The following is a 14,520-nucleotide window of genomic DNA, read 5'->3' as shown; positions in this document are numbered from 1 at the left end:
GAGCGCGTCCGGACGGTCCCACCCTAGGTGAAGAGGCCGTCCCCTATGAAACCGCCGGGCTTCACCCCGCCGGGGACCGCGAACAGCCCGGAGCCGGTGTGCTTCAGGTACTCCACGGCCAGCGTGTCGCCCTTGGCCATGGCCAGCTGCATGGGCACGTAGTGGGTCCGCGGGTCGGTGACGAAGGCGATGAAGAACAGTCCGGCGTCGAGGTGGCCCACGCCGTCGGACCCGTCCGTGTAGTTGTAGCCGCGGCGGAGCATCCGCACGCCGCCGTTCTGGGCGGGGTGTGCCATCCGGACATGCGAATCGAGCGGAATCAGGGGCTTGCCGCCCTTGCCCTGGCGGGCGAAATCCGGCTCGCTGAACTCCTCCCCGCCGGACAGGGGCGAGCCGGTCCCCTTGGTCCTGCCGATCAGGCCTTCCTGCTCGCCCAGCGAGGTCCGGTCCCAGATCTCGATGTGCATCCGGATCCGGCGCGCCACCAGATAGCTGCCGCCCGCCAGCCAGTCGTCCTCCGGCCGGTGCACCTGGGCCCACACGTGCTGGTCCAGCAGTTGCGCGTCCTCAACCTTGAGGTTGTTGGTGCCGTCCTTGAACCCGAACAGGTTCCGCGGGGTCTGCTGGGCGCGGGAGGTGGAGGACGTCCGGCCAAAGCCCAGCTGTGACCACCGGACCCGGACCTTCCCGAATCCTATCCGGGCCAGGTTCCGGATGGCGTGGACTGCCACCTGGGGGTCGTCTGCACACGCCTGGACCACCAGGTCACCGCCGCTGCGGGCAGGATCCAGGTCGTCGCCGGGAAAGTGTGGCAGGTCGACCAGGGCCTCGGGCCGCCGCCCGTCCAGGCCAAAGCGGGCAGTTCCGTCCTTCTCGAAGAGGCTGCCGCCGAACCCGAAGGTGAGGGTCAACTTGCCCGCATTGAGGTCCAGGGCCTCGCCGGTGTCCTCGGGCGGTGCGCCGTAGGGCCCGTCGATGGCACCCGTTGCCCCCGCCGGCCGGCCCGCGGTGAGCGCTGCCGCAGCCTCGGTCCAGTCCTTGAGCAGTTGGATGAGTTCTTCACGCTTGGTCGTGGTGACATCGAACGCCGCCATGTGGAGGCGGTCCTGGGCGGGGGTGGTGATGCCGGCCTGGTGGACCCCATGGAAGGGGACAACAGAGTCGTCGGCAGCAGGCGCGGGCGCAGCGGAGGCAGCGACGGCGTCGTGACCCAGGAAGCCGGCAGCGAGCCCCGCGGCGGCGCCCCCCAGTCCGGCGATGCCAAACAGACCGCGCCGGCTCAGGCGGGATCCCGCCGTCGACTGTTCACCGCCGCCTGAACCAGAAGGTGGGCCGGAAAGCCCGGAAGCTTCCGGGGGCCGGCCGCCAAACGGGCACCCGGTCACAGGACCACCGCCGCGGTCAGCCGGGACAGCGGTTCCCCGAGGGCGTCAACCAGCGAGGCGAGCCGCTGGACCTGTTCCGGAGTCAGTTTGTCGTAGGAGGTGAAATCCGCGCCCTGGGCATGGGTGGCCAGTTCAGCCTGCAGCGCCGCGAACTTCTCGTCCAGTGAGGCGGCCAGGGCGGGGTCCTTCTGCAGCAGGGCGGGCTTCAGGCCGTCGAACGCAATGCGCGCGCCGTCAACGTTCGCCTGGAAGTCCCAGAGGTCGGTGTGGGACCAGATCTCCTCTTCACCGGTCACCTTGCCCGTGGCCACTTCGTCGAGGAGTTCCTTGGCGCCGTTGCCCAGCATGTCCGCGGAAATCTCAAGTGTGCGGGTGCGTTCCACCAGATCCTTGGTGTCGGCCACCATGCGCTCGGCGATGGCTGAGCGTTCGGCAGGCGTCATGGCGGTGTAGCCGGCGGGCGGGAAGAGGTCCTTTTCCGCGCGGTGCCAGCCGGTCCATTCCTGGCCCGGTTCGAGGTCGGCCTCGCGTGCATCCAGCTGCGGGTCCAGGTCCCCGAAGGATTCGGCAACGGGCTCAATCCGTTCCCAGTGCTGCCGGGTAGCCGCGTACAGCCGCTTCGCCTCACCGGCGTCGCCGGCCGCGAAAGCTGCGGCGAACTGTTCAGTGCCGGTGAGCAGCTGTTCGCCCTGGTCCTTGACGTAGGACGCGTACTGGGAGGTGGCAGTGTCGAGCAGGTGCTGGAAGTCGGCGTCCGCAGACGGCTGGTTCCCGGACTGGGTCACCTCCAGCGCACCCCTGATCCCGTCGCCTTCCATGCCGGGCTTGCAGGCGGTGGTGTAGCTGCCGGCCGGGGCGGTCACCACCAGGTTGCGGCTCAGCCCCGGGCCAATGTTCTCCACTTCGCCCAGGATGCGCAGCCCGTCGGCTGCCAGCAGGTAGAACTCCGTAACTTCGGTGCCTTCATTCTTGACCGAGAATGTGAGGTTGCCGCTGGGGACGCTGGTTGCCGAGACTTTGCAGTCGGTGTTCGAGCTGACCACGTCGATGGCACCCCCGGAGGCGTCCGAGGCCTTGGTGTTGTCCGTGCAGCCGGTCAGGAGCAACGGGACAGCGACGACGGCGGCCGCCAGCGAAGCGAGCTTGGTACCGCGGGCGGCATTGTTGGGCAGTTGGTTTTTGGGCAGGGTGAAGCCAGGCATGGGGGATTCCTTTGGGTGCGGGTGGCGGGGAGTTAAGCGGCTGCGACGGCCTTGCCGGCGGGGTTGGCGGCGGAGGCAGCGGGGCTGGGCGGTGTCTTGCGGTTGATGCGCAGGTACAGGAACAGCACCGGCAGGACGTAGAGGAGCCAGGCGGCTGCTTCAAGCCAGGTTGTGGCGGGAGAGAAGTTCAAGGTTCCCTTCAGCAAGGTGCCGTACCACGACGACGGCGGGACGGTGCCGCTGATGTCGAAGGCCAGGGAATGCAGCCCCGGCAGCAGGCCGGCCTCCTGGAGGTCGTGGATTCCGTAGGACAGGACGCCGCCGGCGATGATGACGAGCGCGGCGCCGGTCCAGGTGAAGAACCGGGAGAGGTTCACTTTCAGGACGCCGCGGTGCAACAGGTAACCGAAGCCGGCCGCGGTGGCCAGGCCGAGGAGGGCGCCGGCAAGCGGTTGGGTGGATTCACCCGTTGCCTTGGCCGCGGCCCACAGGAAGAGCGCCGTTTCCAGGCCCTCACGTCCCACCGCAATGGCGGCAACCACGGCCAGGCCCCACCCGGATCCGCCGGCTGACTTGTCGACGCGGGACTTCAGGTCGCTTCCCAGCGTCCGCGCGGTACGGGCCATCCAGAAAACCATCCACGTGACCAGGCCGACGGCGAGGATGGAGAGGGTGCCGCCGATCGCCTCCTGCGCCTCGAAGGTGAGTCCTTTGGGACCGAAGGTCAGGAGCGCGCCGAAGCCGGCCGACACAGCCACCGCCGCCGCAACACCAGCCCAAATGCGGGGGATGAGGTGGCGTCGGTCCGTCTTGGCCAGGTAGGCCATCAGCAGGACTACCACCAGGGTGGCTTCGAGTCCTTCGCGCAGGCCGATCAGGAAGTTGGCAGTCATGGAAGTTCTTTCACTCAGGTAAGCCTTACTTAGGAAGACCTAAGAAAGAGGTTACCCGGCCTGCGGGATTACGCAAACTAAATGTGCCGTAATATCCTGCCGCTCGCGTTCGGCGTCTGTTGCCCTTGCTGCGCCTGGGGTGCTGCGACGCGGTTAACCGCCGCCGACACGCAAAAAGGCCGGCGCACCCCAAATTCGGGGTGCGCCGGCCTTTTTGCGCAGCGAGGATCCTCTCGCGCGTCGAAAACGACGGCGGGGGCTAGCTGCGGAAGTTCACGAACTGCAGGTCGGCTTCCTCGAAGTCCTTCAGCAGGGCCATGGTGGCCTGCAGATCGTCACGGGACTTGGACGAAACGCGGAGTTCGTCGCCCTGGATCTGGGACTTGACGGACTTGGGGGCTTCGTCGCGGATCAGCTTGTTGATCTTCTTGGCCAGGTCCTGGGCGATGCCTTCCTTGATGGAGGCCTCCAGGCGGTACTCCTTGCCGGAGGCGTAGGGCTCGCCTTCGTCCAGGGACTTCAGCGAGATGCCGCGCTTGATCAGCTTGGACTGGAAGACGTCCAGGACAGCCTTGACGCGTTCCTCCGAGTTGGCCTTCATGAGGATTTTTTCGCCACTGAAGTCGATCTCGGCACCGACGCCCTTGAAGTCATAGCGCTGGGCAATTTCCTTCTGTGACTGGTTGAGTGCGTTGGCCACTTCCTGCTTGTCCACCTTGCTTACGACGTCGAACGTTGACTCGCCTGCCATGACTCTCCTTTTGCTGATGGGAACCCTGCGCGAAGGACAGGGCCTGGATTCCTGCGTTCCAGCCTAGTACGGATGCCCCGCCCGGTGGGATGCGCATTTCACAGTTCCCTCTCAGCGGAAGCACCGGCGGAACGAAGGAGGGGTGGCCAGAGTTGGACCAGATGTACAGCAGTTGAAGGGAACACCACGATGCACCGCAAAGCCGCCCGTTACGTCACCCGCACCACCACCGCAGCAGCCGGGGCGGTGGCAACAGCCGCAACGTCAGTGGCCGCGGCAGCGGTGGCGGCATCCATCGTCTTCAGCCCGGCGGCAGACGCCTCCTCCCGGATGGACGGCGTGCGCGCAGACCTCCAGCGGGCAGTCCAGTTGAACCAGATCACCGAAGAACAGGCGCTCAGCTTCGAGGCCAAGCTGGCGGGGCGCATCCTGGGCCAGGCGTGAGTCCGCTTTTTGGCGTATTTTCGGGGCTTTTGAGGTGCCGCAGGACCCGATTCGATTCTTCGCCCGAAGTTCTGTAAAGTTGTCTTGCCCGCGGTTACTGAAGCGGAACGGACCGGAAACGGCCCTTCCGAACACTGCATCGGCGGGTACTTCTTTTGAAGTTCGGCAGATTACCCGAGCGGCCAAAGGGGGCTGACTGTAAATCAGCTGGCAACGCCTACGGGGGTTCGAATCCCTCATCTGCCACCCAAGGAAAGCCTCCGGAACCATCAGGTTCCGGAGGCTTTTTCGTTGCCTGGCTCTCCTCGTGAACCCTCCGAAAGAAGCCTTCGTCCGCCGTCGACACCCTCTTGGGGCGGGCGTAATCTGGCAGCATCGGCGCATGTGCTCCGGTGCCCTGCGTCGATATCCCATATCGATGAAGGAGGATTCAATGAGTGCCGTACGCGAATTCATGACTACTGATGCGCGATGTGTCGGGGAGAATGAATCCCTTCAGGAGGCTGCCCGGCTGATGCGGGACCTCGATTGCGGAGCTCTTCCCATCTGCGGTGACGACGGCAAGTTGAAGGGCATGATCACCGATCGTGACATCGTGCTCAAGTGCGTCGCCGCCGGCCGCGACCCGGGCCAGATGATGGCCCGCGACCTCGCTGCCGGCAAGCCGTACTGCGTTGATGCCGACGCCAACGTTGATGCAGCCATCGACATGATGGAGCAGCACCAGGTCCGCAGGCTCCCGGTGATCTCGGACCACAAGCTGGTGGGCATCATCAGCCAGGGCGACATTGCGCGCAACTACTCCGAACAGCGCGTGGGTGAACTGGTGGAACACATCTCGGAACGCCACGGCATCTAGCGCAGGCAATCATGGCCTTGTCCGCGGATCCAGCCCCTGAAGGCCAGGACCCGCGGACAAGCTTAGGAAGTCCTGCGGTGGGACAGGTTCAGTTCAGCGCGATCAGGAGCATCGTGCTGGTCCCCGGGATACAGGTCTGCAGGATGGCCCGGGGGAAGCCGCCGAACACCCCGATGACGTCATTGGTGGTTCCCGGGTTGGGAACCGTGCCGCGACCCGTCACCGTGTAGGTGCCGTAGCCCGGAATGCTCACCGTCTCGCCCACACCGATCCCGGAGAACCGGGCCCACCCGCCGCAGAAGTCGTGCTCGGTGATGAACAGCGAGTAGCCGTCGTTCGGCGTGTAGTGGATCGGCCCGATGCAGGCGTCAACCATGGACTGTCCGCCCGAGCCCGCAACGTAGATGGTGCGGACGGCGGGCGCTGCAGGGACGGCCACGGGAGCGGGCGCAGGAGCGGGCGCCGCGGCTGGAGCCGGTGCCGCGGCGGGCTCAGGTGCGGCAGCCGGCGCCGGTGCAGGGGCGGCGACCGCTACTGGCGGGCCGGTCAGCAGCAGCGTCTCGCCCGGGTAGATGATGCTGTAGGCGCTCAGTCCGTTGGCTGCGAGCATCGCGTTCATGTCCACGCCATGGTCCGCGGCGATCGCCCCCACGGTGTCACCGGGCACCACGGTGTAGAGGTTGGGGTCACCGGCGGGTTCGGGGGCCGGTGCGGGCGCGGGTTGGACAGGGGGCACTGGTTCCGGCGCAGGAGCGGGTTCCGCAGGAGGGGCAGGCGGCGCCTCCGCAGCCGGGGCGGCTGCCTGGGCCGCCACCGCGGCAACGGCGCCTTGGTCTCCCTGCCCGGACCCGGGGCCGGAAGGCGCTTCGGCGGGGGTGCTGGGCGACGGCGGTGAGGCGGCTTCCGCAACCTGGGCGGCCGCCGTCGTACTTCCATTGAGGGAGGCGGGCGGCGCGGCCAGGGCGCCGACGCCCACGGCGGCCACCACTGCCGCGGTGGCCATGCCGGCCCAAAGCTTGTTGCTGATAACCGGATGGCCGGTGCTGAGGTCCGTGCGGGGTTCGTCGGTGGCGAAGCTCCGGCTGGTGACGTCGGGGGAGGGGGAGGAAGGCTTGTTCATGGGTTGCCCATCAGGGATCGGTCCTGTCCGGGCATGCGGTGCACGCCGGGACTGGACGGAGCGAGATGTCATTGCACCGCCGGCCCCGGCGAACGACGGAGCCGCTGGCGGTACAGGTTGGAGGCATCCGCACACCCAGAAAATGCGGAGCTCCGCGTGAAGGAAGGTCTCCCGGAAGCCACCCGGGGGACCTGCCAGTGCGTGTTGGTCCTAGGAATCCCGAGTCTAGGAATCACGCCAAGGGGCAGGCACCAGTAGGAATTACCCGACTTTTCCGGCCCGGTACTCGCCCGCCCGGGACCCCCTACTCAACCCCCGAAGGCCCGGTACTTGCCGTCACAGCGGGCGGTGGTCCCGCAGTTCCGCGATTTCCCGGCGCAGCAGGGCAATCTCCGCCACCAGTTCCGCCACCTCAACCCGGACCGGTTCCTCCACTGCCTCGGCCACGGATTCAGCGGTGTCCTCGACGCGTTGGACCAGCCAGGACGCGATGGAGGCGGTGACAACACCCAGCACCGCGATACCGCTCATCATCAGCGCCGTGGCCACCAGGCGGCCGATGGGTGTCACCGGATACATGTCCCCGTAACCCACCGTGGTAATGGTGGCGGTGGCCCACCACAGGGCGTCGCCGAACGTGGTGATCTTGGCATCAGGCGCCCACTGCTCCACATCCAGCACCGCCAGCGCCCCTACAAAGACCAGCAGCGCCGCGGAGGCCGCAACGTAAGTGACCACCCGGCCGCGCAACGTCTCGCCCACGGTGCGGTGCAGCACGGACAGCAGCGTCACCAGGCGCAGCAGGCGCAGGGGCCGGAAGAACGGCAACGCCACGATCACCAGCTCGTGCAGGTTCCGGACGAACCACTGCCGGCGGTTCTCGGCCAGCCACAGGTTCGCCGCGTAATCCAGGACGAAGATGCACCAAGTCACCCACATGACGGCCTCAAGCCAATCGGCACCCGCGCCCTCAATGCGGCCGATCACCTGCCACGCATAAGCGGCCAGGAACACCAGCGCCGTAGCCATCAGGGGCCACTCCGCCAGGGCCCGGTAGCGTTGCTGCGTCATGCAGGAAATCCTACGGCGGATGGCCCCAGGCAGCAGGCCGCAAGATGTTACTGACGGGTAGCATTAGCCTATGCACCTGCTCCTGAGAACCCTTCTGCTGCTCTTCCGTTCGTCCCGGCGCCCGCCTCTCGCTGTCTGGGAAGCGTCGTCGCTGCCGCTGCGGGTACTGCCGACGGACATCGACATCGCCATGCACGTCAACAACGGCATGTACCTCTCCCTGATGGACCTGGGCCGGTTTGACCTGATGGTGCGCAGCGGCGTCTGGAAGCGGATGCGCCGGCGGGGGTGGAGCCCGGTGGTGTCGGCCGAAACCATCTCCTTCCGAAAATCACTCCAGCTGTGGCAGGAATACACCATCGAGACCCGCATCATCGGGCTGGACACCAAGGCCATCTTCTTCGAGCAGCGCATGGTGGCCGACGGCGAGATTTACGCACGTGCCTACATCGCCACCCGGCTGGTCACCAAGGCCGGCCCGGTAAGCCAGGAGGACATCCTCGCGGAATTCGGCGCCCCGCCCGCAGACCTCATGCTTCCCGAGTGGATCCACGAATGGCGCGCCTCCAGCGCCCTCCCCGGCAGCCGCACACCGGCGCCCCACCTCTGGGGCGCCGGCGCCTGAAAGCCGGGTGCCGGCGTCGTCCTTCCTGCTATTCCCAATGACGCGGGGAGCGAACAGGCGCGACAGGGACGGGCCGGGCGCGTACCGTGGACACATGGCTACCCTTGACATCACAGGTGAAAAGTTCGCATCCACGATCGAAGGCAACGACATTGTCCTGGTCGATTTCTGGGCAGAATGGTGCGGTCCCTGCAAGCAGTTCGGCCCCACGTACTCCGCGGTCTCGGAGAAGCACCCCGACGTCCTCTTCACCAAGGTTGACACCGAAGCCGAGCAGCAGCTCGCGGCGGAGGCAGGCATCACCTCCATCCCCACGCTGATGGCCTTCCGCGAAAAGGTGCTGGTGTTCTCCCAGCCCGGCGCTCTGAACGCCCAGCAGCTGGAACAGGTGGTGGACGCCGTGAAGGCGCTGGACATGGAAGAAGTCCACGCCCACGTGGCCAAGCAGCGGGAGGAAGCAGAAGCGGCGGCAAGCAGGCCCGCCGGATCCCAGGGCGGCACCCAGGACGGTACGCAGATCCCCGACTTCTAAGACTCTTAAGCAAATGCGGGACCTCCCATTGGAGGTCCCGCATTCTGTGTTTAAGGCTTTGCGCTAGACGCGTTCCACCTTCACCGGCTCGGCCAGCAGCGCGCTCAGCGACTCGTTCAGGTCCTGCACTGCGGTGCCCTTGGAGTGCTTGTCCAGATCCTCCTGGGACGCCCACTGCTCGGTCAGGACCAGCTTTTCCTCCGTGGCCTCGGTCAGCTCGTAACGGATGCAGCCGGGCTCCTTCACCACCTCATCGATCGCGATATCCAGCGCGAGCTTCACGCGGTGGAACTCGCCCTCGTTGGGGATGAACGTTGCTATCAGGTCAATGGGTGCACTCATGGTTTTCACAATACCGGGCGCCGCCGAACCCGCCGGTTCTGTTGCGTCCGTTTCCCCGCCTGTCGTCCTTCTCCTGCCGTGATCCTGTTGGTAGCGTGCCTTCATGCGTGCTTACACAGCCGGGGACACTGACGTCCCGCTCCTGGAGGAAACCATCGGCGCCAACTTTGAGCGGGTGGTGGCGCAGTTTCCGCTCCATGACGCCCTGATAGAGGCCGCGCCGGTACCGGGCGGTGACGCCCGGCGCTGGAGCTACACCAAGATGAACGACGACGTCGACCGGCTGGCACGTGCGCTCCTCGCCCTGGGCGTCGCCAAGGGGGAGCGGGTGGGCATCTGGAGCCCCAACTGCGCCGAATGGACGCTGCTGCAGTACGCCACCGCCAAAGTCGGCGCCATCCTGGTCAACGTCAACCCCGCCTACCGCAGCCATGAACTCGAATTCGTGGTCAAGCAGAACGGCATGCGCGTGCTGGTCACGGCGCCCTCGGACAACAACAGCGACTACGTGGCCATGGCCCGCCAGGCGCTCCTTACCTGCCCGGATCTGCGGGAGCTCGTCTTCCTCCCGGACCACGGCCTGGATCTACTCAAAGCCGGCAGCCCCCAAAGCGACGCGGAACTCACGTACGCCGAACTGCTCACCCGGGCGGACGGCGTGGCGCATTCGGTCCTGCAGGCCCGCATGGCCGACCTTTCGCCGCACGACCCCATCAACCTGCAGTACACGTCCGGCACCACCGGATTCCCCAAAGGTGCAACGCTGACGCACCACAACATCCTGAACAACGGCTTCGCGATCGGCGAGCTGCTGGGCTACACGGAACGGGACCGGGTGGTCATCCCCGTGCCGTTCTACCACTGCTTCGGCATGGTGATCGGCAACCTCAATGCGCTCAGCCATGGTGCCGCCACGATCATCCCGGGGCGCGGCTTTTCTCCCGCCGCCGCCCTCGAGGCGGTCCAGGATTTTGAGGGGACGTCGCTGTACGGCGTGCCCACCATGTTCATCGCCGAGCTGGCCCTTGCCGACTTCGGCAGCTACGACCTGTCCACGCTCCGTACCGGTGTGATGGCGGGTTCGCTGTGCCCCATCGAGGTGATGAACCGGGTGATTTCGGAGATGAACATGGTGGATGTGGCCATCTGCTACGGCATGACCGAGACCTCGCCGGTGTCCACCATGACCCGCAAGGGGGACACGCTCCAGCAGCGCACCGAGACAGTGGGACGCACCATGCCGCAGCTGGAGAGCAGGATCGTGGACCCTGCCACCGGCGAGGAGCTGGAGCGCGGGCAGATCGGCGAACTCTGCACCCGCGGCTATGCCGTGATGGCAGGGTATTGGAACCAGCCGGACAAGACGGCTGAGGCCATCGACGCCGACGGGTGGATGCACACCGGAGACCTCGCCCGCATGGATGACGACGGGTACGTGGTGGTGGAAGGCCGAATCAAGGACATGGTGATCCGGGGCGGCGAGAACATTTACCCCCGCGAGATCGAAGAGTTCCTGTACACCCACCCCGACATCCAGGACGTGCAGGTGATCGGGGTCCCGGATTCGCGGTACGGCGAGGAACTGATGGCCTGCGTCATCCTCAAGCCAGGGGCAGGGCCGCTGACCGCTGAATCCCTCACCGAGTTCTGCCGCGGGCAGCTGGCCCACTACAAGATCCCCCGCTATGTGGAAGTCAGGGAGAGTTTCCCCATGACGGTTTCGGGGAAGATCCGCAAGGTCCAGATGCGCGAGGAAGCCGTGGCCCGGCTGGGCCTCTAGGCGTTTACGCGGCGCCTGCGGCTGGTTCCCGCCCGGACAGCCACGACGGCGGCGACGGCAACGGCTGCCAGTGCCGCCAGGGCCAGGACCGCTCCGCTTTCCCACTGCGGCAGCGACAGCGTGCGGGTACTGCCGCCGGTCGTCTCGCTGCGGGGGATGTTCCAGTCTTCCTGGGAGGGGAAGATACCGGCCGGGAGCTTTTCCTGCTGGAGCTCACGCTGGGCGGCCAGCCGGTCCCGGACCTCCTGGTTCGGGGCGGGCACAATCGTGTCTGCGACCACCGCCGCAGGAAGGTTCACGATGTACGGCTCACCGTAAAAGGCTGAGGATGCCACCGATTCCAGCCAGGTGCCCGGCGGTGTCTCGACGCCGTGCCGTGCGAAGGCGGCGCGCAGCATCTCCTGGATCTCGGCGAGGCTCCTGCCATCGGCGTCCCGGGTGACCTCGAAGATGGCCAGCTGGAGCCGCACCTTCTCGTCCCCCATTGGGTCGGCGACGGTGGGATCATCACTGTTCGGGTCATCGGCGGTGGGGTCCTGTGCATCGGGGTCCAGGGCTGCGGGGCCGGCGGCCTGCCGCTCGCTGCTGGCCCGGTTCGTGCTGACTGGGTTGGTGCTCATGGGGTCCCTTCCGTCCTGTGCAGCCCTCCGCCCCGGCGGGCGGCTCTCACCAATGGCCGTACCCACTGCGCGGCCGGTCAAGCACCGGGTTGAAAAGAGGGCCCGTGGTGCGCGCCCGGATCACGGCCCGCAGGGTCAGTGCCCGCGGTGGTCCTGGATGGTCATGCGGGGGCCGAAGGTGGGCTTGCGGTAACCGGTGCTCTGGATCATCCTGACCACGCGCTGCCGGTGCCCGCGCCAGGGTTCCAGCAGCCGGAGCATGCCGGCGTCGTCGGTCCGGCGTCCGGTCAGTGCCGCCCCCACGTATGCCGCCAGGTGGTAGTCACCAACCGAAATGGAGTCCGGGCAGCCATGCGTGCGCTGGACTACCTCGGCCGCGGTCCACACCCCGATGCCGGGGATCACCTGCATCTTCTCGGCTGCCTGCCCGGCCGGCAATGCGGCAAGGCGTTCGAGCGCGACGGCGGAACGCAACGCCCGCATGACCGTGGCCGAGCGCTGGGGTCCTACGCCGGCCTTGTGCCACTCCCAGCTGGGAACCTGCAGCCACTGCGCCGCGGTCGGTGGCACGACGAGGCCCGCCGGTGTGGACGTTCCGGCCGGGGGAGCCGGCGTTCCATAGCGGTGTGTCAGGTAGCGGTAGGCGCGCCGCGCCTCAATCACCGTCACCTTCTGTTCCAGGATGATCGGCACCAGCTGGTCCACCATGCGGCCGCTGGAGGGCAGCCGCACCGCGAGGCAGCGCCGCCGCGCCTCCCGGACCATACGGGGGAGGGTGGCATAGAAGGAGGGGTCGTCGAAACCGCGCCAATCGTCGTCCGCACCCAGCAGCCGGGGTGCCGCTTCCACGGCGGCCGCAGCCCCGGGGCCCCATGCCTGGATGTCCACCAACGGCACGCCTGCTTCGCCGCCGCCCGCCGGGGCGAGCCGCATGGTTGCCGGGCCGTCCGGCGTCGTAAATGCGTTCCAGATGACGTCCCCCTGGACGCTGAACGAAGGATCACTGTTGCCGCGCAGGAGCGGCGCAAGGGTGCGGGAAAGACTGTAGGGAGCCTCCGGATACCACCGCAGGGACACGTCCGCCGCGGCTGCCAGCCGGGGAGGTGCCTCTGCGATCGTCATGCCTTCCATCGTCCCACGGACCACCGACAGCGGCGGGACCATCGGCCCTTCTGCGCCTTCCGGGCCCGGATTACGATCACCGTGGCACCCGGGCGACCGGCAAATGACCCCGAATAACGGAACACGGAGGGCAATGATGGGCGGAGTAGTGCATTTCGAGATCCCCGCGGACGACCAGAAGCGGGCCAGGAAGTTCTACCAGGAGGCGCTGGGCTGGCGGATCGAGGCGGTGCCGGGGATGGACTACAGCATGGTCATCACCACGGACATGGACGACGACGGCCAACCGGCGGCCGCGGGCGCCATCAACGGGGGAATGATGGCCAGGGACGGCCGGATCACTACCCCGGTCATCACAGTCGACGTTCCGGACATCAACGCCACCCTCAAGAGCGTGGAACAACTGGGCGGCTCGGTGGTCATGCCCAAGAACGAGATTCCAGGAATGGGCTACACCGCGTACTTCAAGGACCCCGAGGGCAACGTCATGGGCCTGTGGGAAAACCTTCCCGGGGCGGGCCCGGGAGCGGGCAGCTGATCGAGAGCCGGGCCTCAGGGCATCCCGGACACGGCCCACAGCGTTAGGACGGCCAGCGGGACGGTCAGCGCAACGGCCACCAGGCCAGCTGCGGCGAACCCTCCCCACCTGATGGGGACGTTCAGGACGCGCAGCCGCTCGTGCCACAGCAGCGTGGCGAGCGAGGCCCACGGGGTCACCAGCGGGCCCAGGTTCACCCCGATCAGCAGGGCAGCCAGCCTGGCCGGCGATCCCGCCACCGGTTCCAGCGCCAGATAGGCGGGAAGGTTGTTGGCGGCGTTGGCCGCGGCCGCCCCGACGCTGGCCAGTTGCAGCAGTGCGGGCAGGGTGTCCCCGGACCCGGCCACACCTGCCAGCAGGGTGGTGAGCCCATGCGCGTGCAGGGCCTCCATCAGCATGAACAGGCCCACCGTCAGCATCAGCGGCCGCCAGGGGACCATGGACCACCGCAGCACGGAGGGCCTGCGGCGGAGGAAGACCGCCAGCAGGACGGCGGCCGCGGCGAGTGCCGGGTACTGGACGGGTATCCCGGACACCAGCGCGGGCAGCAGGACCAGGAGCGTGACGGCCGCCGCCTTCAACAGGGTGGTGTCGCGGACGGGATGCGCCGGCTGCGGCCCGTAGGTGCCGCGCAGGTCCCGGCGGAACGCGAGCCAGAGCAGGGCAAGCGGGACCAGCAGGCCAACCAGGGCAGGGGCCCAGACCAGCCCCGCAAAGCGCCACGGGGTCAGGCCCAACCGGTCCTGGGCCAGGAGGTTGGTCAGGTTGGAGACCGGCAGCAGCAGGGAAGCGGTATTGGCCAGCCAGATGCTGGTCAGCGCAAACGGCAGCGGCGGGATCCGGGCATGGACTGCGAGGAGGACCACAACGGGAGTCACCAGCACGGCGGTGGTATCCAGGGACAGGAATACCGTGGACACCGTGGCTACTGCCACCACCAGGAGCCATAGCAGGAAGACGCGCCCCCGGCCCAAGGCCGCAAGCCGGTCCGTCACCACCCGGAACAACCCTGCCTCGTCCACCAGTTCGGTGACCAGGGACATGGCCAGGACGAAGGCAAGGATGGGAATGGTGCGGGTTGCCAGCTCCCCGAACGCTGGCAGGGGGAGTACGCCCCAGGCCAGGGTGGCCACGCCCGCTGCCAGGATGGCGCCGGGCAGCAGGTAACTCCGGGCGGCTTTGAGCCATGCGAACTGCTTCACCGGGCTATCCTCGCACCCCCGGCAGGGAAGGGCT

General features: G+C 67.2%; 16 protein-coding genes and 1 tRNA gene. 7 read left to right on the top strand and 10 right to left on the bottom strand.

What is annotated here, in order from left to right; genetic code table 11:
- Positions 1-23: 23 nt before the first annotated feature.
- The 4 genes from efeB to ACIGJD_RS14715 all read right to left on the bottom strand — a co-directional run bounded on the left by efeB (position 24) and on the right by ACIGJD_RS14715 (position 4,231).
- The gene (efeB, locus tag ACIGJD_RS14730; RefSeq protein WP_483686800.1) at positions 24-1,385 is read right to left on the bottom strand and encodes an iron uptake transporter deferrochelatase/peroxidase subunit; all 1,362 of its coding nucleotides are present in this window, start codon (positions 1,383-1,385) and stop codon (positions 24-26) included.
- Positions 1,382-2,587, bottom strand: a complete 1,206-nt coding sequence (gene efeO / locus ACIGJD_RS14725) for an iron uptake system protein EfeO (RefSeq protein ID WP_483686799.1) — start codon at positions 2,585-2,587, stop codon at positions 1,382-1,384. Before efeO ends, efeB begins: the two co-directional genes overlap by 4 nt.
- A gap of 32 nt (positions 2,588-2,619) precedes the next feature.
- Complete coding sequence (gene efeU / locus ACIGJD_RS14720; protein ID WP_483686798.1) at positions 2,620-3,480, bottom strand: iron uptake transporter permease EfeU; 861 nt, start codon at positions 3,478-3,480, stop codon at positions 2,620-2,622.
- 259 nt (positions 3,481-3,739) lie between these two features.
- Positions 3,740-4,231, bottom strand: a complete 492-nt coding sequence (locus ACIGJD_RS14715) for a YajQ family cyclic di-GMP-binding protein (RefSeq protein WP_159631240.1) — start codon at positions 4,229-4,231, stop codon at positions 3,740-3,742.
- 189 nt (positions 4,232-4,420) lie between these two features.
- On the opposite strand from ACIGJD_RS14715, the gene ACIGJD_RS14710 reads away from it, so the two are divergent.
- From ACIGJD_RS14710 to ACIGJD_RS14700, 3 genes are all read left to right on the top strand, one after another.
- Entirely contained in the window at positions 4,421-4,675 is a 255-nt protein-coding gene (locus ACIGJD_RS14710) for a hypothetical protein (RefSeq protein WP_483686797.1), read from the top strand.
- 164 nt (positions 4,676-4,839) lie between these two features.
- A tRNA-Tyr gene (locus ACIGJD_RS14705) sits at positions 4,840-4,921 on the top strand.
- Between the two features lie 187 nt (positions 4,922-5,108).
- Positions 5,109-5,534 carry a CBS domain-containing protein gene (locus tag ACIGJD_RS14700; protein WP_483686796.1) on the top strand — a complete coding sequence of 142 codons (426 nt, stop codon included), beginning with the start codon at positions 5,109-5,111 and terminating at the stop codon, positions 5,532-5,534.
- Between the two features lie 88 nt (positions 5,535-5,622).
- Here ACIGJD_RS14700 and ACIGJD_RS14695 read toward each other — a convergent pair whose 3' ends face one another.
- Both ACIGJD_RS14695 and ACIGJD_RS14690 read right to left on the bottom strand, forming a co-directional pair.
- Positions 5,623-6,654: a LysM peptidoglycan-binding domain-containing protein gene (locus ACIGJD_RS14695; RefSeq protein ID WP_483686795.1), complete on the bottom strand. Its 1,032-nt coding sequence runs from the start codon at positions 6,652-6,654 to the stop codon at positions 5,623-5,625.
- Between the two features lie 336 nt (positions 6,655-6,990).
- Positions 6,991-7,725 carry a potassium channel family protein gene (locus tag ACIGJD_RS14690; protein ID WP_483686794.1) on the bottom strand — a complete coding sequence of 245 codons (735 nt, stop codon included), beginning with the start codon at positions 7,723-7,725 and terminating at the stop codon, positions 6,991-6,993.
- 70 nt (positions 7,726-7,795) lie between these two features.
- Between ACIGJD_RS14690 and ACIGJD_RS14685 the strand changes: the two genes are divergently transcribed.
- Entirely contained in the window at positions 7,796-8,350 is a 555-nt protein-coding gene (locus ACIGJD_RS14685) for an acyl-CoA thioesterase (protein WP_483686793.1), read from the top strand.
- A gap of 94 nt (positions 8,351-8,444) precedes the next feature.
- Positions 8,445-8,882, top strand: a complete 438-nt coding sequence (locus tag ACIGJD_RS14680) for a thioredoxin family protein (RefSeq protein ID WP_483686792.1) — start codon at positions 8,445-8,447, stop codon at positions 8,880-8,882.
- 63 nt (positions 8,883-8,945) lie between these two features.
- On the opposite strand, the gene ACIGJD_RS14675 is transcribed toward ACIGJD_RS14680, so the two are convergent.
- Positions 8,946-9,224 (bottom strand): putative quinol monooxygenase, encoded by a 279-nt coding sequence (locus ACIGJD_RS14675; protein ID WP_483686791.1) that lies wholly within the window; start codon positions 9,222-9,224, stop codon positions 8,946-8,948.
- Between the two features lie 103 nt (positions 9,225-9,327).
- Here ACIGJD_RS14675 and ACIGJD_RS14670 point away from each other — a divergent pair, with 103 nt between their 5' ends.
- Positions 9,328-11,004 (top strand): AMP-binding protein, encoded by a 1,677-nt coding sequence (locus tag ACIGJD_RS14670; RefSeq protein WP_483686790.1) that lies wholly within the window; start codon positions 9,328-9,330, stop codon positions 11,002-11,004.
- Here ACIGJD_RS14670 and ACIGJD_RS14665 read toward each other — a convergent pair.
- Positions 11,001-11,624, bottom strand: a complete 624-nt coding sequence (locus ACIGJD_RS14665) for a hypothetical protein (RefSeq protein ID WP_483686789.1) — start codon at positions 11,622-11,624, stop codon at positions 11,001-11,003. The genes ACIGJD_RS14670 and ACIGJD_RS14665 overlap by 4 nt on opposite strands.
- Positions 11,625-11,759: 135 nt before the next feature.
- Positions 11,760-12,746 (bottom strand): DNA-3-methyladenine glycosylase family protein, encoded by a 987-nt coding sequence (locus ACIGJD_RS14660; protein WP_483686788.1) that lies wholly within the window; start codon positions 12,744-12,746, stop codon positions 11,760-11,762.
- Between the two features lie 133 nt (positions 12,747-12,879).
- Between ACIGJD_RS14660 and ACIGJD_RS14655 the strand changes: the two genes are divergently transcribed.
- A complete protein-coding gene (locus ACIGJD_RS14655; protein WP_483686787.1) occupies positions 12,880-13,284 on the top strand; it encodes a VOC family protein in 405 nt (134 codons plus the stop codon).
- A gap of 14 nt (positions 13,285-13,298) precedes the next feature.
- Here the strand turns inward: ACIGJD_RS14655 and ACIGJD_RS14650 are convergent, their stop codons facing one another.
- The gene (locus ACIGJD_RS14650; protein WP_483686786.1) at positions 13,299-14,486 is read right to left on the bottom strand and encodes an SLC13 family permease; all 1,188 of its coding nucleotides are present in this window, start codon (positions 14,484-14,486) and stop codon (positions 13,299-13,301) included.
- Between the last annotated feature and the right edge of the window lie 34 nt (positions 14,487-14,520).

Source organism: Arthrobacter sp. E1SS-5, assembly GCF_057073715.1.
The sequence above is the reverse complement of the archived record's forward strand: the minus strand, read 5'-3'. Positions and strand labels throughout refer to the sequence as shown.

Bases quoted from the DNA above. Each gene is read 5' to 3' on its own strand.
- efeO (WP_483686799.1), bottom strand. From the start codon at position 2,587: ATGCCTGGCTTCACCCTGCCCAAAAACCAACTGCCCAACAATGCCGCC.
- efeU (WP_483686798.1), bottom strand. From the start codon at position 3,480: ATGACTGCCAACTTCCTGATCGGCCTGCGCGAAGGACTCGAAGCCACC.
- ACIGJD_RS14715 (WP_159631240.1), bottom strand. From the start codon at position 4,231: ATGGCAGGCGAGTCAACGTTCGACGTCGTAAGCAAGGTGGACAAGCAG.
- ACIGJD_RS14710 (WP_483686797.1), top strand. From the start codon at position 4,421: ATGCACCGCAAAGCCGCCCGTTACGTCACCCGCACCACCACCGCAGCA.
- ACIGJD_RS14700 (WP_483686796.1), top strand. From the start codon at position 5,109: ATGAGTGCCGTACGCGAATTCATGACTACTGATGCGCGATGTGTCGGG.
- ACIGJD_RS14695 (WP_483686795.1), bottom strand. From the start codon at position 6,654: ATGAACAAGCCTTCCTCCCCCTCCCCCGACGTCACCAGCCGGAGCTTC.
- ACIGJD_RS14690 (WP_483686794.1), bottom strand. From the start codon at position 7,725: ATGACGCAGCAACGCTACCGGGCCCTGGCGGAGTGGCCCCTGATGGCT.
- ACIGJD_RS14685 (WP_483686793.1), top strand. From the start codon at position 7,796: ATGCACCTGCTCCTGAGAACCCTTCTGCTGCTCTTCCGTTCGTCCCGG.
- ACIGJD_RS14680 (WP_483686792.1), top strand. From the start codon at position 8,445: ATGGCTACCCTTGACATCACAGGTGAAAAGTTCGCATCCACGATCGAA.
- ACIGJD_RS14675 (WP_483686791.1), bottom strand. From the start codon at position 9,224: ATGAGTGCACCCATTGACCTGATAGCAACGTTCATCCCCAACGAGGGC.
- ACIGJD_RS14670 (WP_483686790.1), top strand. From the start codon at position 9,328: ATGCGTGCTTACACAGCCGGGGACACTGACGTCCCGCTCCTGGAGGAA.
- ACIGJD_RS14665 (WP_483686789.1), bottom strand. From the start codon at position 11,624: ATGAGCACCAACCCAGTCAGCACGAACCGGGCCAGCAGCGAGCGGCAG.
- ACIGJD_RS14660 (WP_483686788.1), bottom strand. From the start codon at position 12,746: ATGACGATCGCAGAGGCACCTCCCCGGCTGGCAGCCGCGGCGGACGTG.
- ACIGJD_RS14655 (WP_483686787.1), top strand. From the start codon at position 12,880: ATGATGGGCGGAGTAGTGCATTTCGAGATCCCCGCGGACGACCAGAAG.